This window comes from Novosphingobium umbonatum, from assembly GCF_004005905.1.
Classification (GTDB): domain Bacteria; phylum Pseudomonadota; class Alphaproteobacteria; order Sphingomonadales; family Sphingomonadaceae; genus Novosphingobium; species Novosphingobium umbonatum.
In genome coordinates, this window is the sequence record NZ_SACO01000003.1 from 292,851 (window position 1) to 308,178 (window position 15,328).

The following is a 15,328-nucleotide window of genomic DNA, read 5'->3' on the forward strand; positions in this document are numbered from 1 at the left end:
CACTGCGTGATCATGGGGCGATAGCGCCACCATGAGCATCCTATTGATCGACGCCGGTGGCACCATCTCCTCCACGCCCGATGCGGACGGCAAACTGGCCGGTGGCAGCGCAGGCCTTGCAGGCGCAGGGATAGAGCGCCGCATTCAGGCCTATACCGGCCTGTCCGAAGACATGACGCTGGCCGATATGGCGGCGGTGCGCGATGCTGTTCTGGCCGCGTTGGGCGATGATAGCGTGACCGGCATTGTGGTGGCCCATGGCACCGATGTGATGGAGGAAACCGCCTTCCTGATCGATCTGAGCCTGCCTTTGACCAAACCCGTGATCGTCACCGGCGCCATGCTGCCAATGAGCGCTGAGGGCAGCGATGCGCCGCAAAACCTTGCGCAAGCCTTGCTGTCCGCCGCAACGCCCGAACTGGCGGGCCATGGCGCGCTGGTGTGTTTTGCGGGCCATCTGATCCCTGCAGCCAGTGTTTACAAACATTCCACCCATGCGCTGGACGGCTTTGGCTGGCGCTTTGGCGCAGCGGGCGGTTTTGACGGGGCAAGCGTGATCGCCCCGCCGCCCCTGCCCCGCCATGCCCCTTTGCCAGCGGTTACCCCCGCCTCGGGCGTAGCGATCATCACCCTGTCGGGCGGCGAGGATGGCTGGCTGATCGAAGCCGCGCTGGACGCCGGGGCCAAGGGGCTGGTGCTGGCCGCACTGGGTCGCGGCAATGGCAATCCTTCGGTCGCCGCCGCTGTCGCCCGCGCCGTGGCCGCTGGCCTGCCGGTCGCCGTGGCCAGCCGCTGCCCTGTGGGCGATACGGCGGGCGATTATGCCACAGGCCAGCGCCTTGCCGATGCGGGCGCAGTCTTTGCTGGCGCGCTTGGCCCCAGCCAGACCCGCATCCTGATGGCCTGCCTGCTGGGCGCGGGCGTCTCGACCGAAACGATCAACTCCCAGATCGCCCTGCGCGGCGCGCTTCTGGTTCAGGAATGACTATGACCACCACCCTTACCCACCGCTTCGCCACGATGGATGATCTGCCCGCCCTGCGCGAACTGATGGCCCGCGCCATCGATCAATTGCAGCATGATTTCCTGACCCCCGAACAGGTGCAGGCCAGCCGCCACGTGATGGGGCTGGATACGCAGCTCATCAAGGATGGCACCTATGTGATGGTGCTGCGCGATGGACAGATCGCCGGTTGCGGCGGCTGGTCCTATCGCGCCACGCTCTATGGCGGCGATGCCAGCGTGGTCGCGCGCGAGCCCGAAGTGCTGGACCCCGCCAAGGATGCCGCCCGCATCCGCGCCATGTATACCAACCCCGATTTCGTGCGTCAGGGCATCGGCCGCCGCGTGATGCAAATCTGCGAGGATTGCGCCCGCGAGGCCGGTTTCAAGCGCACCGAGATGATGGCCACCATGGCGGGCGTGCCGCTCTATCGCGCCATGGGCTATGAACCGATCGAGGACGTGTTGTCCGCCCCGATCGACGGGGTGCAGGTGCCTTTGCTGCGCATGGGCAAGGTGCTGTAACGCCTAGAAATCGGTCCAGTCGTCCCCGCCAGCCGCAGCGGACAGCGCCAGATTGCCCGAGACCGGTGCTGGCGCCTTGGCCTCCACCGGCACCGCCGATACGGGGCGCGGCGCACTCATCGGACGGCTGGGGGCAATGCTGATCGGCGCGTGATTGGTGCGCGACACCGGCGGCAGGGCCAAGCCTTCCTCGCCGCTGTTGCGGAAGCTGCGCACCAGCGCCGACAATTGCTCGGCCTCGCTGGCCAGATCGCGGGTGGAACTGCTGGTCTGCTGCACCATGGCGGCGTTCTGCTGGGTCACGCGGTCCAGCTCGTTCACCGCATTGTTGACCTGTTGAATGTTCTGCGCCTGCAATTCGGCGCTGGCGGTGATCTCGGTCACCACCTCGTTGATCTCGCCCACCTGCCCCATGATTTTGCCCAGCAGATCGCCCGTCTCGCGCACAAGCGCCACGCCGCCTGCCACCTTGTCGGAACTTTCCGCGATCAATTCCTTGATATTCTTGGCCGCATCCGCGCTGCGTCCGGCCAGCGCGCGCACTTCGCTGGCCACCACGGCAAAGCCCTTGCCCGCCTCGCCCGCACGGGCCGCTTCCACACCCGCGTTCAGGGCGAGCAAATTGGTCTGGAAGGCAATGCCATCAATCAGGCCCACAATCTTGCCAATCTCGTTGGCGCCTTCCTCGATCCCGCTCATCGCCTCGATGGCCTGCGTCACCACGCGCCCGCCTTCTGTGGCCTGCCGATGGGTTTCGCTGACCGATTGATGCACTTCGGCGGCGCGGGTGGCGGTTTCCTTGACCCCCACGGTCACTTGACTCATGGCGGCGGCCGTTTCCTCCAGCGTGGCGGCCTGCTGCGTGTTGCGCTCGGCCAGATCGTCCGAGGCATTGCCGATTTCCTGAATCGCGGCCATCACGCGGCCAGCACCCACACGCACCGTGCCGATGGCACGGGCCAAAGACACCACCGCCTTGTTGAAATTCACCCGCAAGGCTTCATATTCCTGCGGGAAAGCGCGGTCGATGCGGTAATCCAGATCCTGCCCCGCCAGTCGGTCCAGCCCTTCGGTCAGCGCGGTCACCACATCCTGCTGCGCCTTGTCCGATGCCTGTTTGGCCAAGGCCGTATCGCGGAACACGGCGGCGGCGGCATACATTTGCTCCACCTCGTCGCCATGGGGATCACCCACACGGTCCAGTCGGTAATCACCATCGGCCATGGCGCGCAAGGTAGAGGACAGGTCCACCAGCGGCTGCACCACCGCTTTCCACACAAACATCCCCGCCCATAGCAAGGTCGCCGCGCCCACCACAATGGTCAGCGCCGTGGTGCCCAAGGCCACCCCGATCAACCAGTCCGAGGATTCCACCGCCCCACTGGCCTGCGCCGCCGCGCCGCCGCTTTTCAGCGCCTCGCGCAATTGCTGGTTCGTATTGTAAAGGCTGTATTGCAGGAAAGAAGCCGCCGAGACCTGCACCACGCTGACCGCTGCCAACGCGCCAAGGCATAGAACAAGCTTTTGCTGGATACTGCCGGTTTGCACCGCCATTGCGCCACTTTCCCTTTTATCTATTGCTTGCCGCCCTTTGCCCACACAACCTGAAGGCCGGGCACAAAGAGGGTTTCCGCGCAAGGCATAGCGCGGCAGGTTCAAAAGCAGACTTAGCGCCAAATCCGCATCAGCACGTAGTTAACCTGCGCTTTAATGCCCCTTGCATCACGGCGCGCTTTGGCCAAAAGAGCGCGCGTGCTGAACCGTCTCCCCCGTCCGCTTGCGATGCTTTTCGCGCTTTTGCTGGTTGCCCTGTCGGCTTGGTGCCTGACCGCCACACCGCCGCCGATCAAGACCGCCAAGAAGGGCGGCTATACCGACGGGCGGCTGTATCACGATATTTCCAGCGAAGTGGCCAAGGGGCGGCCCTATCATCTGGCAGCGGCAGAATTGCACCGCGCGCATCACTATCCGTTGAAGCCCTTCATCACCATGCGCCCGCCGACCGAAATGGTGATCACCGCGCATATCGGTTGGAAGGGTTTCCAGAAAATCTGCATCGTCCTGTTGGTCGCCTCGATTTTCACATGGGCGATTGCCTATGAAAACCGCCTGAATTGGCTGGAGCGGATTGCCATGGGCGCGGGCGTGGCAGCGGCGGGGTCTTCGGTATCCTCCGACTGGTTGATGGCTTTGCAGGAATATCCAGCGGGCCTGTGCATCACGGTGGCCATGGCGGGCGTGATCGCTTGGCCGCGCCAGTGGTGGTATACGGTGCCAGTGCTGGGCTTTGGCCTGTTCATCCGCGAGCTTGCGTTGCCGATGGTTCTGCTCTGCACCACCTATGCGATCTGGAACAAGCGCTGGGCCGAGAGCGCGGCATGGGGCGTGTTGTTGGCGGCATGGGTGGGCTTTATGGCTTGGCACGCTTCAGAAGTGACAGCGGTGGTGCGGCCCGATGATCTGGTCAGCGTGGGCTGGAAGGCGATGCAGGGCTTTTCGGGTTTCCTGAAAGCCATCATCTTCACCAGCCCCTTGCAGCGCTTGCCCTTGGGCTGGGCCTTGTTGGGTGCGATGCTGCCGATGGTGGGATGGCTGGCTTTGTCGGGACGTGACGGGCTTTTCGCCATCACGGCAGTGGGCGGCTATGCGTTGATGATCGCGCTCTTTTCCCGAGCCGACACGTTTTATTGGGGGGCGATCATGTTGCCCTGGTATTTTGCCGGTTATGCGCTGATCCCCCGCGCGCTGACCCAGCTTTATGGCGCGATGCGGGGGGAGCAGCTGGCCGCCATTCCCCCCGCGCCTATGACTTAAGGCAGCTTGGTTATCGCCTTGGTTTCATTGCCAAGGATTTTGAGAACCAAGGCCCAGGCATCGACATTCTGTTGCAACTGCACCGGATCAATCCGCTCCAGCGTATCACTGGGCGTATGGTGCCAGTCGAAATAGCGGGTAGCATCCTGCTTCAGATCGATCACCGCCGTCTTCTGCGACACGGCCGTATAGCCGACATCTTCCCCGCCTTCGGGATGGCCTAGGCTCTGCGTAATGCCCATCTGTGCCAGCGCCGCCGCCAATTTATCGGCCAGAACCTTGTCCGCAGGGGCAAAGGCCATTTCCGTGGCATAGACCCGATCCGCACCGGAATCCGATTCCATCACCAAGGCATGGGGCTCCTTGGCATGGACCTTGGCATAATCCTGCCCGCCAAAGCCGCCGATCTCCTCGCTGCCCGCCCAGAGCACGCGGATGCTGCGGGCCAATTGACCATCCTTGCTGGCCTGCAAAGCGGCGGCGGTGACAATGGCGCAACCCGAGGCATCATCAATCGCGCCCGTGCCCAGATCCCAACTGTCCAGATGGCAACCCACCAGAATGGGAGCAAGGCTGGGGTCTTTACCGGGCAGATCCGCGATCACATTGCCCGAAGTTACCGTGCCGGTGAAACGCGGCGTCAGCGTCACCGCCACGCGCATCACCTGCCCCTTGGCCGCCAGACGCGCCACCAGATCGGCATCCGTGCCCGACACCGCCCCTGCGGGCAGCGGCGCGCCATCCTTGGGCGCATTGGTCACGCCTGTATGCGGATCGCGCGTATGGTCGGTGCCCGCAGATCGGATCAGCAGCGCGGCGGCTCCCTTTTGCGCGGCGATGATCGGCCCGATGCGGCGGGGCTGGCCAAAGGGACCATAGCCCGCGCCATCCTGCGCCGGTTTGAACGCATGGTCGACAAAGGCGATCTTGCCCTTCAGGCTGCCATCGGGCGCGGACTTTAGCGCGTCCAGCGTCGGGAAATAGACCAGTTCCCCGCTGACCCCGCCCGCAGGCGTGGCGCCCGAATGGCCCAGCGCCGTGACGGCCAGCTTTTGCGGGACCGGCGCGGTGATCATCGCCTTTTCCTCGCCGCGTTCCCAACCGGGGATGGGGAAGGTTTCGACATGAACCTTGGCAAAGCCCAGAGCCTTCAAACGCGCCACCGCCCAGTCGCGGGCGGCAGCCTCGCGGTCGGTTCCGGCAAGGCGCTGGCCCACTTCGGTGGTCAGATCCGCCACGATGGAATAGGCATCGGCGGGCACCGGCGCGGCGTGAAGGGAGGCAGAAGCGGCGAGGCTGGCCGAAAGGGCCAGAATTTTTCGAAATTTGTTCATGGGCGCGATGCTATCGGCGGATCGCCCGCCTATCAACCCTTGCCTACACCCATGTAAGCAGCCTTGTGCGGAACGCACCGCTGCCAGACGCGTAAAACGCGTGCGCCACCGGCCAACATGCGAAGCATCACTTGGCAAATCCATGCCCAGCCTGTAGAGCCTCGCTCCAATTTACCAGATCATTTTTCTCATAGTTCGGAGACCGATCCGTGGCCGCCCAATACGCCTTCGTGATGAAGGACATGACCAAAACCTTCCCCGGCGCGCAAAAGCCGGTGTTGAGCAACATCAACCTGCAATTCTATCAGGGCGCCAAGATCGGTATCGTCGGCCCCAACGGTGCGGGTAAGTCGACGCTGATCAAGATCATGGCTGGCATCGACAAGGATTTCACCGGCGAGGCATGGCCAGGTGAGCACATCACGGTGGGCTATCTGGAGCAGGAGCCCCAGCTGGACCCGACCAAGAGCGTGCTGGAAAACGTGAAGGATGGCGCACGCGCCACTGCCGATCTGGTCGATCGCTTCAACGAAATCAGCAACATCATGGCCGATCCGCCAGAGGATTGCGATTTTGACGCGCTGATGGAGGAAATGGGCGATCTGCAGGGCAAGATCGACGCCGTGGACGGTTGGACGCTGGACAACCAGCTGGAAATCGCCATGGAAGCCCTGCGCTGCCCGCCCAGCGACTGGGCGGTGGAAAGCCTGTCGGGCGGTGAAAAGCGCCGCATCGCGCTGACACGTCTGCTGATCCAGAAGCCCGACATTCTGCTGCTCGACGAACCGACCAACCACCTTGACGCCGAGAGCGTGCGCTGGCTGGAACATCACCTCAAGGAATATCACGGTGCGGTGCTGATGATCACCCACGACCGCTACTTCCTTGACAATGTGGTGGGCTGGATCCTCGAACTCGACCGCGGGAAATATTTCCCCTACGAAGGCAACTATTCCACCTATCTGGAAAAGAAGGCCCAGCGTCTGGCGCAGGAAGACCGCGAGGCCACCGGCCGCCAGAAGGCGATCAACGACGAATTGGAATGGATCCGTGCAGGCACGAAGGGCCGCCAGACCAAGTCCAAGGCGCGTATCAAGAAGTTTGAAGAGCTGGTTTCGGCTCAGGAAAACCGCAGCCCCGGCAAGGCGCAGATCGTCATTCAGGTGCCCGAACGTCTGGGCGGCAAGGTGATCGAGGCCAAGGGTCTGACCAAGGCGTTTGGCGACAAGTTGCTGTTTGAAGACCTGTCCTTCATCCTGCCGCCGGGCGGCATTGTGGGCGTGATCGGTCCGAACGGCGCGGGTAAGTCGACCCTGTTCAAGCTGATCACCGGCGAAGAACAGCCCGATGAAGGCACGATCGAAATCGGCTCCACCGTGCGTCTGGGCTATGTGGACCAGAGCCGCGACCATCTGGACCCCAGCAAGAACGTGTGGGAAGAAATTTCCGACGGGCTGGATTACATGAAGGTCAATGGCCACGACACCTCGACGCGCGCCTATGTCGGCGCCTTCAACTTCAAGGGTCAGGACCAGCAGAAGAACGTCGGCAAGCTGTCGGGCGGTGAACGCAACCGCGTGAACATCGCCAAGATGCTGAAGCGCGGCGGCAACGTGCTGCTGCTCGACGAACCGACCAACGACCTTGACGTGGAAACGCTGGCCGCTCTGGAAGAAGCCATCGAAAACTTCGCCGGCTGCGCCGTGGTCATCAGCCACGACCGCTTCTTCCTTGACCGTCTGGCCACCCACATCCTTGCCTTTGAAGGCAACAGCCATGTGGAATGGTTCGAAGGCAATTTCGAAGCCTATGAAGAAGACAAGCGCCGCCGTCTGGGCGATGCTGCCGACCGCCCGACCGCGCTGGCTTACAAGAAGCTGACGCGCTAAATTTTGGCGGAACGCTGATTGCGGAACCCCGCTGCCTTCATCGCAAGGCGGCGGGGTTTTTCTTTGCACGGTTCAGCATGGCGACAGGCATCCTGTCGTAGACATCAAAGCCTGCTGAGGCGAGGGGTGGTCTGTGCGACAGGAACCGCCCACTCCGGCACGGGAGGCTGGATATGGTCAAGAATTTCAAAAGCATACGCGCCGTGATCGGCTTGGCCTCGCTGGCCGTGCTGGCACAGGGATTGGTTGTGCCCGCCATGGCCGCGCCGGAAGATCGCGGCGGGGAATATCGCGGACCGCGTGGCGGTGGTGAAAGGCCCAGTGGTGGACAGGGTGGCACTTTTGAGAACCGTGGCGGTGGTCAAATGCCATCCCCCTCGCGCTACTTTGGCAGCTCTTCAGCGGCATCGCGCCCCTCGCCCCCATCGGCTGCCCCTGCCCCGCGCGGCAATGACGGTTTCCGTCCAGCGCCCAGCATGGCCGCGCCCAGCGCCCCCGCGCCGGTTCAAGGCTGGCAAATGGGCAACCGTGGCAATGACGCCCCCCGCCAGAACGCCCAGCCAAACGCAGCCCCCCGTCATGAGGGCTGGCGCAACGACGCCCCCCGCAATGACGGTTCGCGCAACGATGGCTGGCGCGGAGAAGAGCGCCGCGCCGATGATCGCGGCCGCAATGAAAGCTGGCGCGGCACGCCCGGTTGGGGCGGTACGCCCAACTGGAACGGCAATCGCGGGTGGAACGATCGACGGGAGCCGGTGCGCGTGGCTCCACGCCAAAATTACAACCGTTGGACACATGATTGGCGCCGCGACAATCGCTATAACTGGCAAGCCTATCGCAGCAGCAACCGCATGGCCTTCCATGTCGGGCGTTATTACCCGCCCTACAACGGCTATGCCTATCGCCGCCTCAGCGTAGGTTTCCTGCTGCAGCCTTTGTTCTACAGCCAGAGCTACCGGATCTATGATCCTTGGACCTATCACCTGCCTGCGGCCTATGAGCCCTATCACTGGGTGCGCTATTATGATGACGCGCTGCTGGTGGATGGCTACACCGGCGAGGTGGTGGATATTCTCTACGATTTCTTCTGGTAATCACCTTTCCCCACCCCTGTTGCTGTCCTGCCGCAGGGGTGGATTTCTTGGGCATGCCTCTGGCCAAAACGGCGGGGGCAAGGCTAGATAGCAGGCTCCATCCTGAGTGAGCCGTTCGATGTCCTCTTCGCGTTCTTCCAAGGCCGACCCTGCGCCTGACCGCGCCGCTCTGGCCGAGATCGGGGCCCAAGTATGCGAGAGGCTGGATGCAGACCCCAGCGTCTATCGCGTACCGGTCGAACAGATCGACATTTTCGTGGTACAGGAATTCCTCACCCCCGCCGAATGCCTGCGCTTTATCGATCTGGTGGATATGACCGCCGTGCCGTCCAGCGTGTTCGATAAAGACAAGGTCTCGCGCTTTCGCACCAGCTATTCGGGCGATGTTGACCGTAACGATCCCTTTGTCGGCATGATTGAGCGGCGGATCGATGATCTGCTGGGAATCGATTCCAGCTTTGGCGAAACGGTGCAGGGGCAGCGTTATCAGCCGGGGCAGGAATATCAGGGCCATTGCGACTGGTTCCCCCCGCAATCCGACCTGTTCCGCACCGAAGCGAAAATGGGCGGGCAACGCAGCTGGACCGCGATGATCTATCTCAACGATGTGGAGGCGGGCGGCATCACCGAATTCCCGCATGTCGGGGTCAGCGTTACCCCGCGTCAGGGCATGTTGCTGGCATGGAACAATGCCCATGCCAATGGCACGCCCAACACCTACACCATGCATGCCGCCAAGCCGGTGGAGCGGGGCGTGAAATATGTGATCACCAAATGGTATCGCAGCCGGCGTTGGGGGTATTAGTCCGGCGTTGTGCCACCTTGCCTCATCGCCGCGACATCCTGCGTCAATCGATCAATCTTCTGATGCAGTTTCAGAATTTCGATCGTGGTGCGCAGGTTCACCTCGTAATCGTGGCGGTTGTATATGCGGTCTTTGATCGATTGCCGGTTCTGGCTCATCATGATCACTGGCGCCTGAATCGCGGCCAGCATGGACAGCATTAAGTTGAGGAAAATGAAGGGATAGGAATCCCAAGCCTTGATGCCCAGCAAGGCCGCAACATGGTCATTGTTGAGCAAGGCCCACAGCACCAGCACCAGCATAAAGCTGATGATAAAGCCCCAGCTGCCCCCTACCGCCGCCACTCGGTCGGCCAGCCGGTCGCCATAGCTGGCATGGATGGCCAGCCTTTCGTCATCCTGCAATTCCACATGGCGCGAAACCACATGGCGCAGGACGTGCTGCTCATCCTCGTCCAGATCGGAAAAGGGGCGGCCCAGCAAATGCTGAGCCACCGCCTCGGGCGTGGAGTAAGGATGCTTCACGCCCGAATTCCTTTCCTTAGGCCAAGGCTTCCGCAATCAGCTTGCGGGTGTTGGCCACGCCATAGAGCGCGATAAACGAACCCATGCGCGGCCCTGCCGAGCTGCCCAGCAGCGTTTCATACAGAGCCTTGAACCAATCACGCAGGCTTTCAAACGCGTAATCGGGGTTCTTGCCGATTTCATAGACGGCATTTTGCAAAGCCTCTGCGGGCGTGCCTTCGGCCGTTTCCGCCAATACCGCATCCAGCGCGGCCAGAGCCGCCACTTCGCCGCCCTCAGGCTTGCGACGTTGCAGCGTGGGGGCGATGAAATCGGCATTATAGGCCAAGGCCCGCGTCACCAGCGCATCCAGCGCCGGATGCGCCTCCGGATTGGCATCGGGCACATAATTGCCCAGATAGGACCAAACCTGTTCGCGCGTGGCGCCAGCGCCCATCACACCCACCAGATTGAGCAACAGGCCAAAGCTGACCGGCAGGCTGTCACCCGCGCCCGTGCCATCCCCCGTCACGCGCAGCAAATGCCACACCGGATTGCCCAATTGCTGTTCAATCGGCTGGGTGGCCAGCTTTTCGCGGAACTGCCAATATTCGTCCACCGCGCGACCGATGATGCCGGGGTGCAGGCTCTTGGCGCTCTTGGGGTCGCGGAAAAGATAGAAGGCAAGGCTCTCGTCCGAGCCATAGGTCAGCCATTGTTCGATGGTCAGGCCATTGCCCTTGGACTTGCTGATCTTCTCGCCCTTTTCGTCGAGGAACAGCTCGTAGATCAGCCCTTCCGGCTTGGCCCCACCCAAAACGCGGGCGATCTTGCCGCTCTGCGTCACCGAGTCGGTCAGATCCTTGCCGCACATTTCGTAATCGACGCCCAGCGCCACCCAGCGCATGGCCCAGTCGACCTTCCATTGCAGCTTGGACCAGCCACCGAACACGCTCTGTTCGATCACTTCGCCTTCATCTTCAAAGCGGATCATGCCGGTTTCGGCATCCACCACTTCGATGGGAACCTGCAGCACGATGCCGCTCTTGGGGCTGACGGGCAGGATGGGCGAATAGGTCTTGCGACGCTCCTCGCGCAGGGTGGGCAGCATGATGCCCATGATCTTGTCATAGGCGCGCAAAACCCCGCGCAGCGCATCGTCAAACGCGCCGCTGTTGTAACGGTCGCTGGCGGAAACAAATTCGTAATCAAAGCCAAACTGGTCAAGGAAGGCGCAGAGCATCGCATTGTTATGATGCGCAAAGCTTTCATGCGTGCCGAAAGGATCGGGAATGCGGCTCAAGGGCTTGCCCAGATTGGCGGCCAGAACTTCCTTGTTCTCCACATTGTCGGGAACCTTGCGAAGGCCATCCATATCGTCGGAGAAAGCGACCAGGCGCGTGGGGTGCCCACCAGTCAGCACCTCATAGGCGCGGCGGACCAAGGTCGTGCGCAAAACTTCCTGAAACGTGCCGATATGCGGCAGGCCGCTTGGGCCATAGCCGGTTTCAAACAGCACCGGCACCAGTTCGCCATCTACCCCGCGTTTCCCGTTGGGATAACGCTTCAGGATCTTGCGGGCCTCTTCAAAAGGCCATGCTTTGGACACTTGGGCGGCGGCGAGGAGTGCTTCTTCAGTCATGCCCTGCCTTTTGCCCATGGCGCGCAAAAGGGCAAGGCTGGAATTGGCCAAAAACCCGCTCCCTAGCGCCATTCCCTAGCAAAGCATTAACCGTGAAGCAGCGGCGATGGGGCATCATCCCCCTACGCCAGCACCATCGGGAAAGGATCAGATCATGTCGCTGCATCATCACGCCGACTTTGCCCATGGTAAACCACTGAACGCGGGCGATCTGCCCTATAAGGCCCCACCGATGGACCCGCGCGACCGGCTGCGCCGTTTCGGCCCGATCCGCCCCATGGCGGAAAAGCGCAGCTGGCTGGAACGTATTCTGTTTTCCGAGGGCTGATCGGGGGAAAGACCCAAGGCACAGCTTGCCAAGCCCCTCGCCTGTCGCCATCAGCTTTTGCCGTGACCGACGAGCCAGCCCCCGCCCTGCCCGTATTGAGCCTGCCTGCGCTGCATGCCAACCATGGCGGTTGCTGGTTGAAAGACCGCAGCGCCGAAACGCGCGCGATCGGCAAGGGCGAGGCAATTGTCACCGCCGCCGACACGCCACTGCTGATGCTCAACGCGCCTTTGGTGGCCAGTCGTCTGGGCTATCCGGATCTGTCGGGGCTGGATCTGCTGGAGCTTTTCGCCTTCATCTACCCTGCGCGTTTCGTGGTGCCCACGCCCAAGGGGCTGGCCCATGCGCTGTCCCTGCCCGAACCGGCCAATGATGGCGAAGTGCCGCTGCTGCTGCAACGCGCCGCCGCCGCGCTGCTGGCGCAATGCGAGGCGGCGGATTGGGCCGAGCGGGAAGGTGCATGGACGATCCTGCAATCCATGGCCAAATTGCGCTGGCCTTGGGCCAGCCTGCTGGGGCCGGTGGTGGCTAAACCGCAAAGGGCCGAACGCTGGCTGTTTGCCCGCCTGCCCGAATGGGAGGAAGCCGCCGAGCGCCCACAGCCCGCGCAGATCACGCTGAACGAGGCCGATGTGCTGGGCCAGCTGGACCATATCACCGGCCATCACAGCGAGGCCCGCGCCGGCCAAAAGGCCTATGCCGCCGCCGCCGCGCATATTTTCGCGCCCCGCATGGCCGACAAGGCCCCGCATATGCTGCTGGCCGAGGCGGGCACCGGCACCGGCAAGACCTTGGGCTATCTGGCCCCCGCCTCGCTATGGGCGCGGGCCAGCGGCGGCACGGTCTGGGTCAGCACCTATACCAAGGCCTTGCAGCGCCAATTGCGCCGCGAAAGCCGCCGCGTGTGGACCTCCCCCACCAGCGGTACGCAGCCTGTCGTCGTGCGCAAGGGGCGCGAGAATTACCTCTGCCTGCTCAACCTAGAGGACGCTCTGCAAGGCGGCTTTGGCGGGCGGGCGGCCATTCTGGCGCAATTGGTGGCGCGCTGGGCCGGTTTTTCACAAGACGGCGATATGATCGGCGGCGATCTGCCGGGTTGGCTGGGCACTTTGTTCCGCCAGCGCGGCATTACCAGCCTGACCGACCGGCGCGGCGAATGCGTCTATGCCGGTTGCCCGCATTACCGCAAATGTTTCATCGAACGCGCCGCCCGCGCCAGCGCCGAGGCCGAACTGGTGATCGCCAACCACGCCTTGGTGATGGTCAATGCCGCGCGCGGCAAAGATGTGGCCCTGCGCCCCACGCGCATCGTGTTTGACGAAGGCCATCACGTGTTCGAGGCGGCCGACAGCACCTTTTCCGCCGACCTGACCGGCGCGGAAGCAATCGAATTGCGCCGTTGGGTGATCGGGCCGGAAAAGGGATCGAAGGGCCGCCGCCGTGGCCTTTCCGCCCGCCTTGCCGATGTGGCCAGCTATGACGAGGCAGGCGCCCGCGCCATTACCGAGGCGAAGGATGCCGCCGAAGCTTTGCCCGCCGATGGCTGGCTGCAACGTGTGGTGGAGGGCGAACCTTCGGGCGAGATCGAGCATCTGCTGGCCGCCGTGCGCGCCACCACCTTTGCCCGCGATGAAAGCGGCGGGCAGGATGCAGGCTATGGTCTGGAAACCGAGGCAGCCGATCTGGATGGCGAGATGATCGAGGCCGCCTTGGAGGCGCAAGCGGCCTTGGCTCGTTTGCGCAAACCTCTGATCCAGTTGGGCCTGCGGCTGGAGGCCTTGCTAACCGATGGGCCAGATTGGCTGGACGGCCAAGGGCGGGCGCGGATCGAGGGCGCGCGGCAATCTTTAAGCTGGCGCGTCGATCTGGTGGCGGCGTGGGAAGCGCTTTTGGCGCGCCTGTCCGGCCCTGCCGATCCGGCCTATGTCGATTGGCTGGCGGTGGAGCGCAGCGACGGGCGCGATTATGACATCGGCCTGCATCGCCGCTGGCTGGACCCGATGCAGCCCTTTGCCGCCACCGTTCTGAGTGGCGCGCATGGCGTGATGATGACCAGCGCCACCCTGCGCGACAAAGGTAGTCAAGGCGAACACGATTGGGACAGCGCCATCGCCCGTTCAGGCGCGGCGCATCTGGATCGTCTCCCCCGTGTCGAGGCCTTTGAAAGCCCGTTCGATTACGCCAATCAGGCCGAGGTGCTGATCGTGACCGATGTGCCCAAGGGCGATATTCCCGCGCTGGCCAATGCCTATGGCCGCTTGATCGAGGCGAGCGGCGGCGGAGCGCTAGGCCTGTTCACCGCCATCCGCCGTTTGCGCGCGGTGCATGGCCGCATTGCCGATCGCATGGCGCGGCTGGGTCTGGCGCTTTATGCCCAGCATGTGGACCCGATCGACACCGGAACCTTGGTCGATATTTTCCGTGATGATCCCAAGGCATCCCTGCTGGGCACCGATGCCCTGCGCGACGGGGTGGATGTGCCCGGCGATTCGCTGCGTCTGGTGGTGATGGAGCAAGTGCCTTGGCCCAAGCCCTCCATCCTGCATCGTGCCCGCCGCATGGCCCATCCCCAAGGCGGGCAGGCCCATGACGATCGCATCATCCGTGCGCGACTGGCGCAGGCCTTTGGCCGGTTGATCCGTGGGCGCGGGGATCGCGGGCATTTTGTGGTGCTATCCGCCGCTTTCCCTTCACGCCTGCTCACCGCCTTTCCCGCTGGCACGCCGATTGTGCGCTGCACGCTGGACGAGGCTTTACAAAAGCTGCGCAGCGGTGTTTCAGACGAAGCGAAAGCCGCCGCCGTTTCGCCGGACTTGCTGGGTTAGGATGCCATGAAAACTCTCGGCCTGTTGCGCCATGCCAAATCCGATTGGGGCGATGCCCGCGCCCGCGATTTCGACCGACCTTTAAACGGGCGCGGCGAAAGAGGCGCGCCTTTGATCGGCAAACATATCGAAAGCTGGTGCCGCGAGCATGATATCCGCTGGGGCCGCATTCTGGCCTCGCCTGCCGTGCGTGCGGCGCAGACCATCGAACTGGCCGCCCAAGGCGCGGGCTATGACCATGCCATGCCGGTCAATTGGGACCGCCGCATCTATCTGGCCAGCTCCGCCAGCCTGCTGGATGTGTTGCGCGATGAGGCCGACCATGTGCAATCCGTGCTGATGGTCGGGCATAATCCGGGGCTGGAAGATCTGATTTTCGATCTGGTGCCCGATGACGGCTCCAGCCCCCTGCGCGATGTGGTGGAGGAGAAATTCCCCACAGCAACTTTCGCGGTTTTGGAAATTCCGGTCGATAGCTGGCACGATGTCGAGGAAGCGACGGCCCGCCTTGTCCATCTAATGCGTCCGCGTGACCTGGACCCTGAACTGGGGCCGGAAAAGCTGTAA

General features: G+C 63.0%; 13 protein-coding genes. 9 read left to right on the forward strand and 4 right to left on the reverse strand.

Annotation, left to right across the window (positions count from 1 at the left end):
* Positions 1-31 precede the first annotated feature (31 nt).
* On the forward strand, positions 32-985 hold the full coding sequence (locus tag EOE18_RS05815; protein ID WP_127707143.1) for an asparaginase: 954 nt from the start codon (positions 32-34) through the stop codon (positions 983-985).
* A 2-nt stretch (positions 986-987) separates the two neighbouring features.
* On the forward strand, positions 988-1,527 hold the full coding sequence (locus EOE18_RS05820) for a GNAT family N-acetyltransferase (RefSeq protein WP_127707145.1): 540 nt from the start codon (positions 988-990) through the stop codon (positions 1,525-1,527).
* A gap of 3 nt (positions 1,528-1,530) precedes the next feature.
* Here EOE18_RS05820 and EOE18_RS05825 read toward each other — a convergent pair whose 3' ends face one another.
* Positions 1,531-3,081: a methyl-accepting chemotaxis protein gene (locus EOE18_RS05825; protein ID WP_127707147.1), complete on the reverse strand. Its 1,551-nt coding sequence runs from the start codon at positions 3,079-3,081 to the stop codon at positions 1,531-1,533.
* Between the two features lie 198 nt (positions 3,082-3,279).
* On the opposite strand from EOE18_RS05825, the gene EOE18_RS05830 reads away from it, so the two are divergent.
* A complete protein-coding gene (locus EOE18_RS05830) occupies positions 3,280-4,341 on the forward strand; it encodes a hypothetical protein (RefSeq protein ID WP_127707149.1) in 1,062 nt (353 codons plus the stop codon).
* Here EOE18_RS05830 and EOE18_RS05835 read toward each other — a convergent pair.
* A complete protein-coding gene (locus EOE18_RS05835; protein WP_127707151.1) occupies positions 4,338-5,675 on the reverse strand; it encodes a M28 family peptidase in 1,338 nt (445 codons plus the stop codon). The two genes, EOE18_RS05830 and EOE18_RS05835, sit on opposite strands and share 4 nt — an antisense overlap.
* 209 nt (positions 5,676-5,884) lie before the next feature.
* On the opposite strand from EOE18_RS05835, the gene ettA reads away from it, so the two are divergent.
* The 3 genes from ettA (at position 5,885) to EOE18_RS05850 (ending at position 9,463) form a co-directional block, all read left to right on the forward strand.
* Positions 5,885-7,564, forward strand: coding sequence for an energy-dependent translational throttle protein EttA (gene ettA, locus EOE18_RS05840; protein ID WP_127707153.1), 1,680 nt, complete (start codon positions 5,885-5,887; stop codon positions 7,562-7,564).
* 173 nt (positions 7,565-7,737) lie between these two features.
* Positions 7,738-8,658 carry an RcnB family protein gene (locus EOE18_RS05845; protein WP_127707155.1) on the forward strand — a complete coding sequence of 307 codons (921 nt, stop codon included), beginning with the start codon at positions 7,738-7,740 and terminating at the stop codon, positions 8,656-8,658.
* A 106-nt stretch (positions 8,659-8,764) separates the two neighbouring features.
* A complete protein-coding gene (locus EOE18_RS05850) occupies positions 8,765-9,463 on the forward strand; it encodes a prolyl hydroxylase family protein (protein WP_246027281.1) in 699 nt (232 codons plus the stop codon).
* Here EOE18_RS05850 and EOE18_RS05855 read toward each other — a convergent pair.
* Together EOE18_RS05855 and EOE18_RS05860 are read right to left on the reverse strand one after the other, a co-directional pair.
* Positions 9,460-9,987: a DUF1003 domain-containing protein gene (locus tag EOE18_RS05855; RefSeq protein WP_127707157.1), complete on the reverse strand. Its 528-nt coding sequence runs from the start codon at positions 9,985-9,987 to the stop codon at positions 9,460-9,462. The genes EOE18_RS05850 and EOE18_RS05855 overlap by 4 nt on opposite strands.
* A gap of 16 nt (positions 9,988-10,003) precedes the next feature.
* Positions 10,004-11,608, reverse strand: a complete 1,605-nt coding sequence (locus tag EOE18_RS05860; RefSeq protein ID WP_127707159.1) for a lysine--tRNA ligase — start codon at positions 11,606-11,608, stop codon at positions 10,004-10,006.
* 154 nt (positions 11,609-11,762) lie between these two features.
* On the opposite strand from EOE18_RS05860, the gene EOE18_RS18430 reads away from it, so the two are divergent.
* The 3 genes from EOE18_RS18430 to EOE18_RS05870 all read left to right on the forward strand — a co-directional run bounded on the left by EOE18_RS18430 (position 11,763) and on the right by EOE18_RS05870 (position 15,328).
* Positions 11,763-11,936, forward strand: coding sequence for a hypothetical protein (locus EOE18_RS18430; protein ID WP_164852670.1), 174 nt, complete (start codon positions 11,763-11,765; stop codon positions 11,934-11,936).
* Between the two features lie 86 nt (positions 11,937-12,022).
* Positions 12,023-14,761 (forward strand): ATP-dependent DNA helicase, encoded by a 2,739-nt coding sequence (locus tag EOE18_RS05865; protein WP_127707444.1) that lies wholly within the window; start codon positions 12,023-12,025, stop codon positions 14,759-14,761.
* Between the two features lie 6 nt (positions 14,762-14,767).
* Positions 14,768-15,328: a SixA phosphatase family protein gene (locus EOE18_RS05870; protein WP_127707161.1), complete on the forward strand. Its 561-nt coding sequence runs from the start codon at positions 14,768-14,770 to the stop codon at positions 15,326-15,328.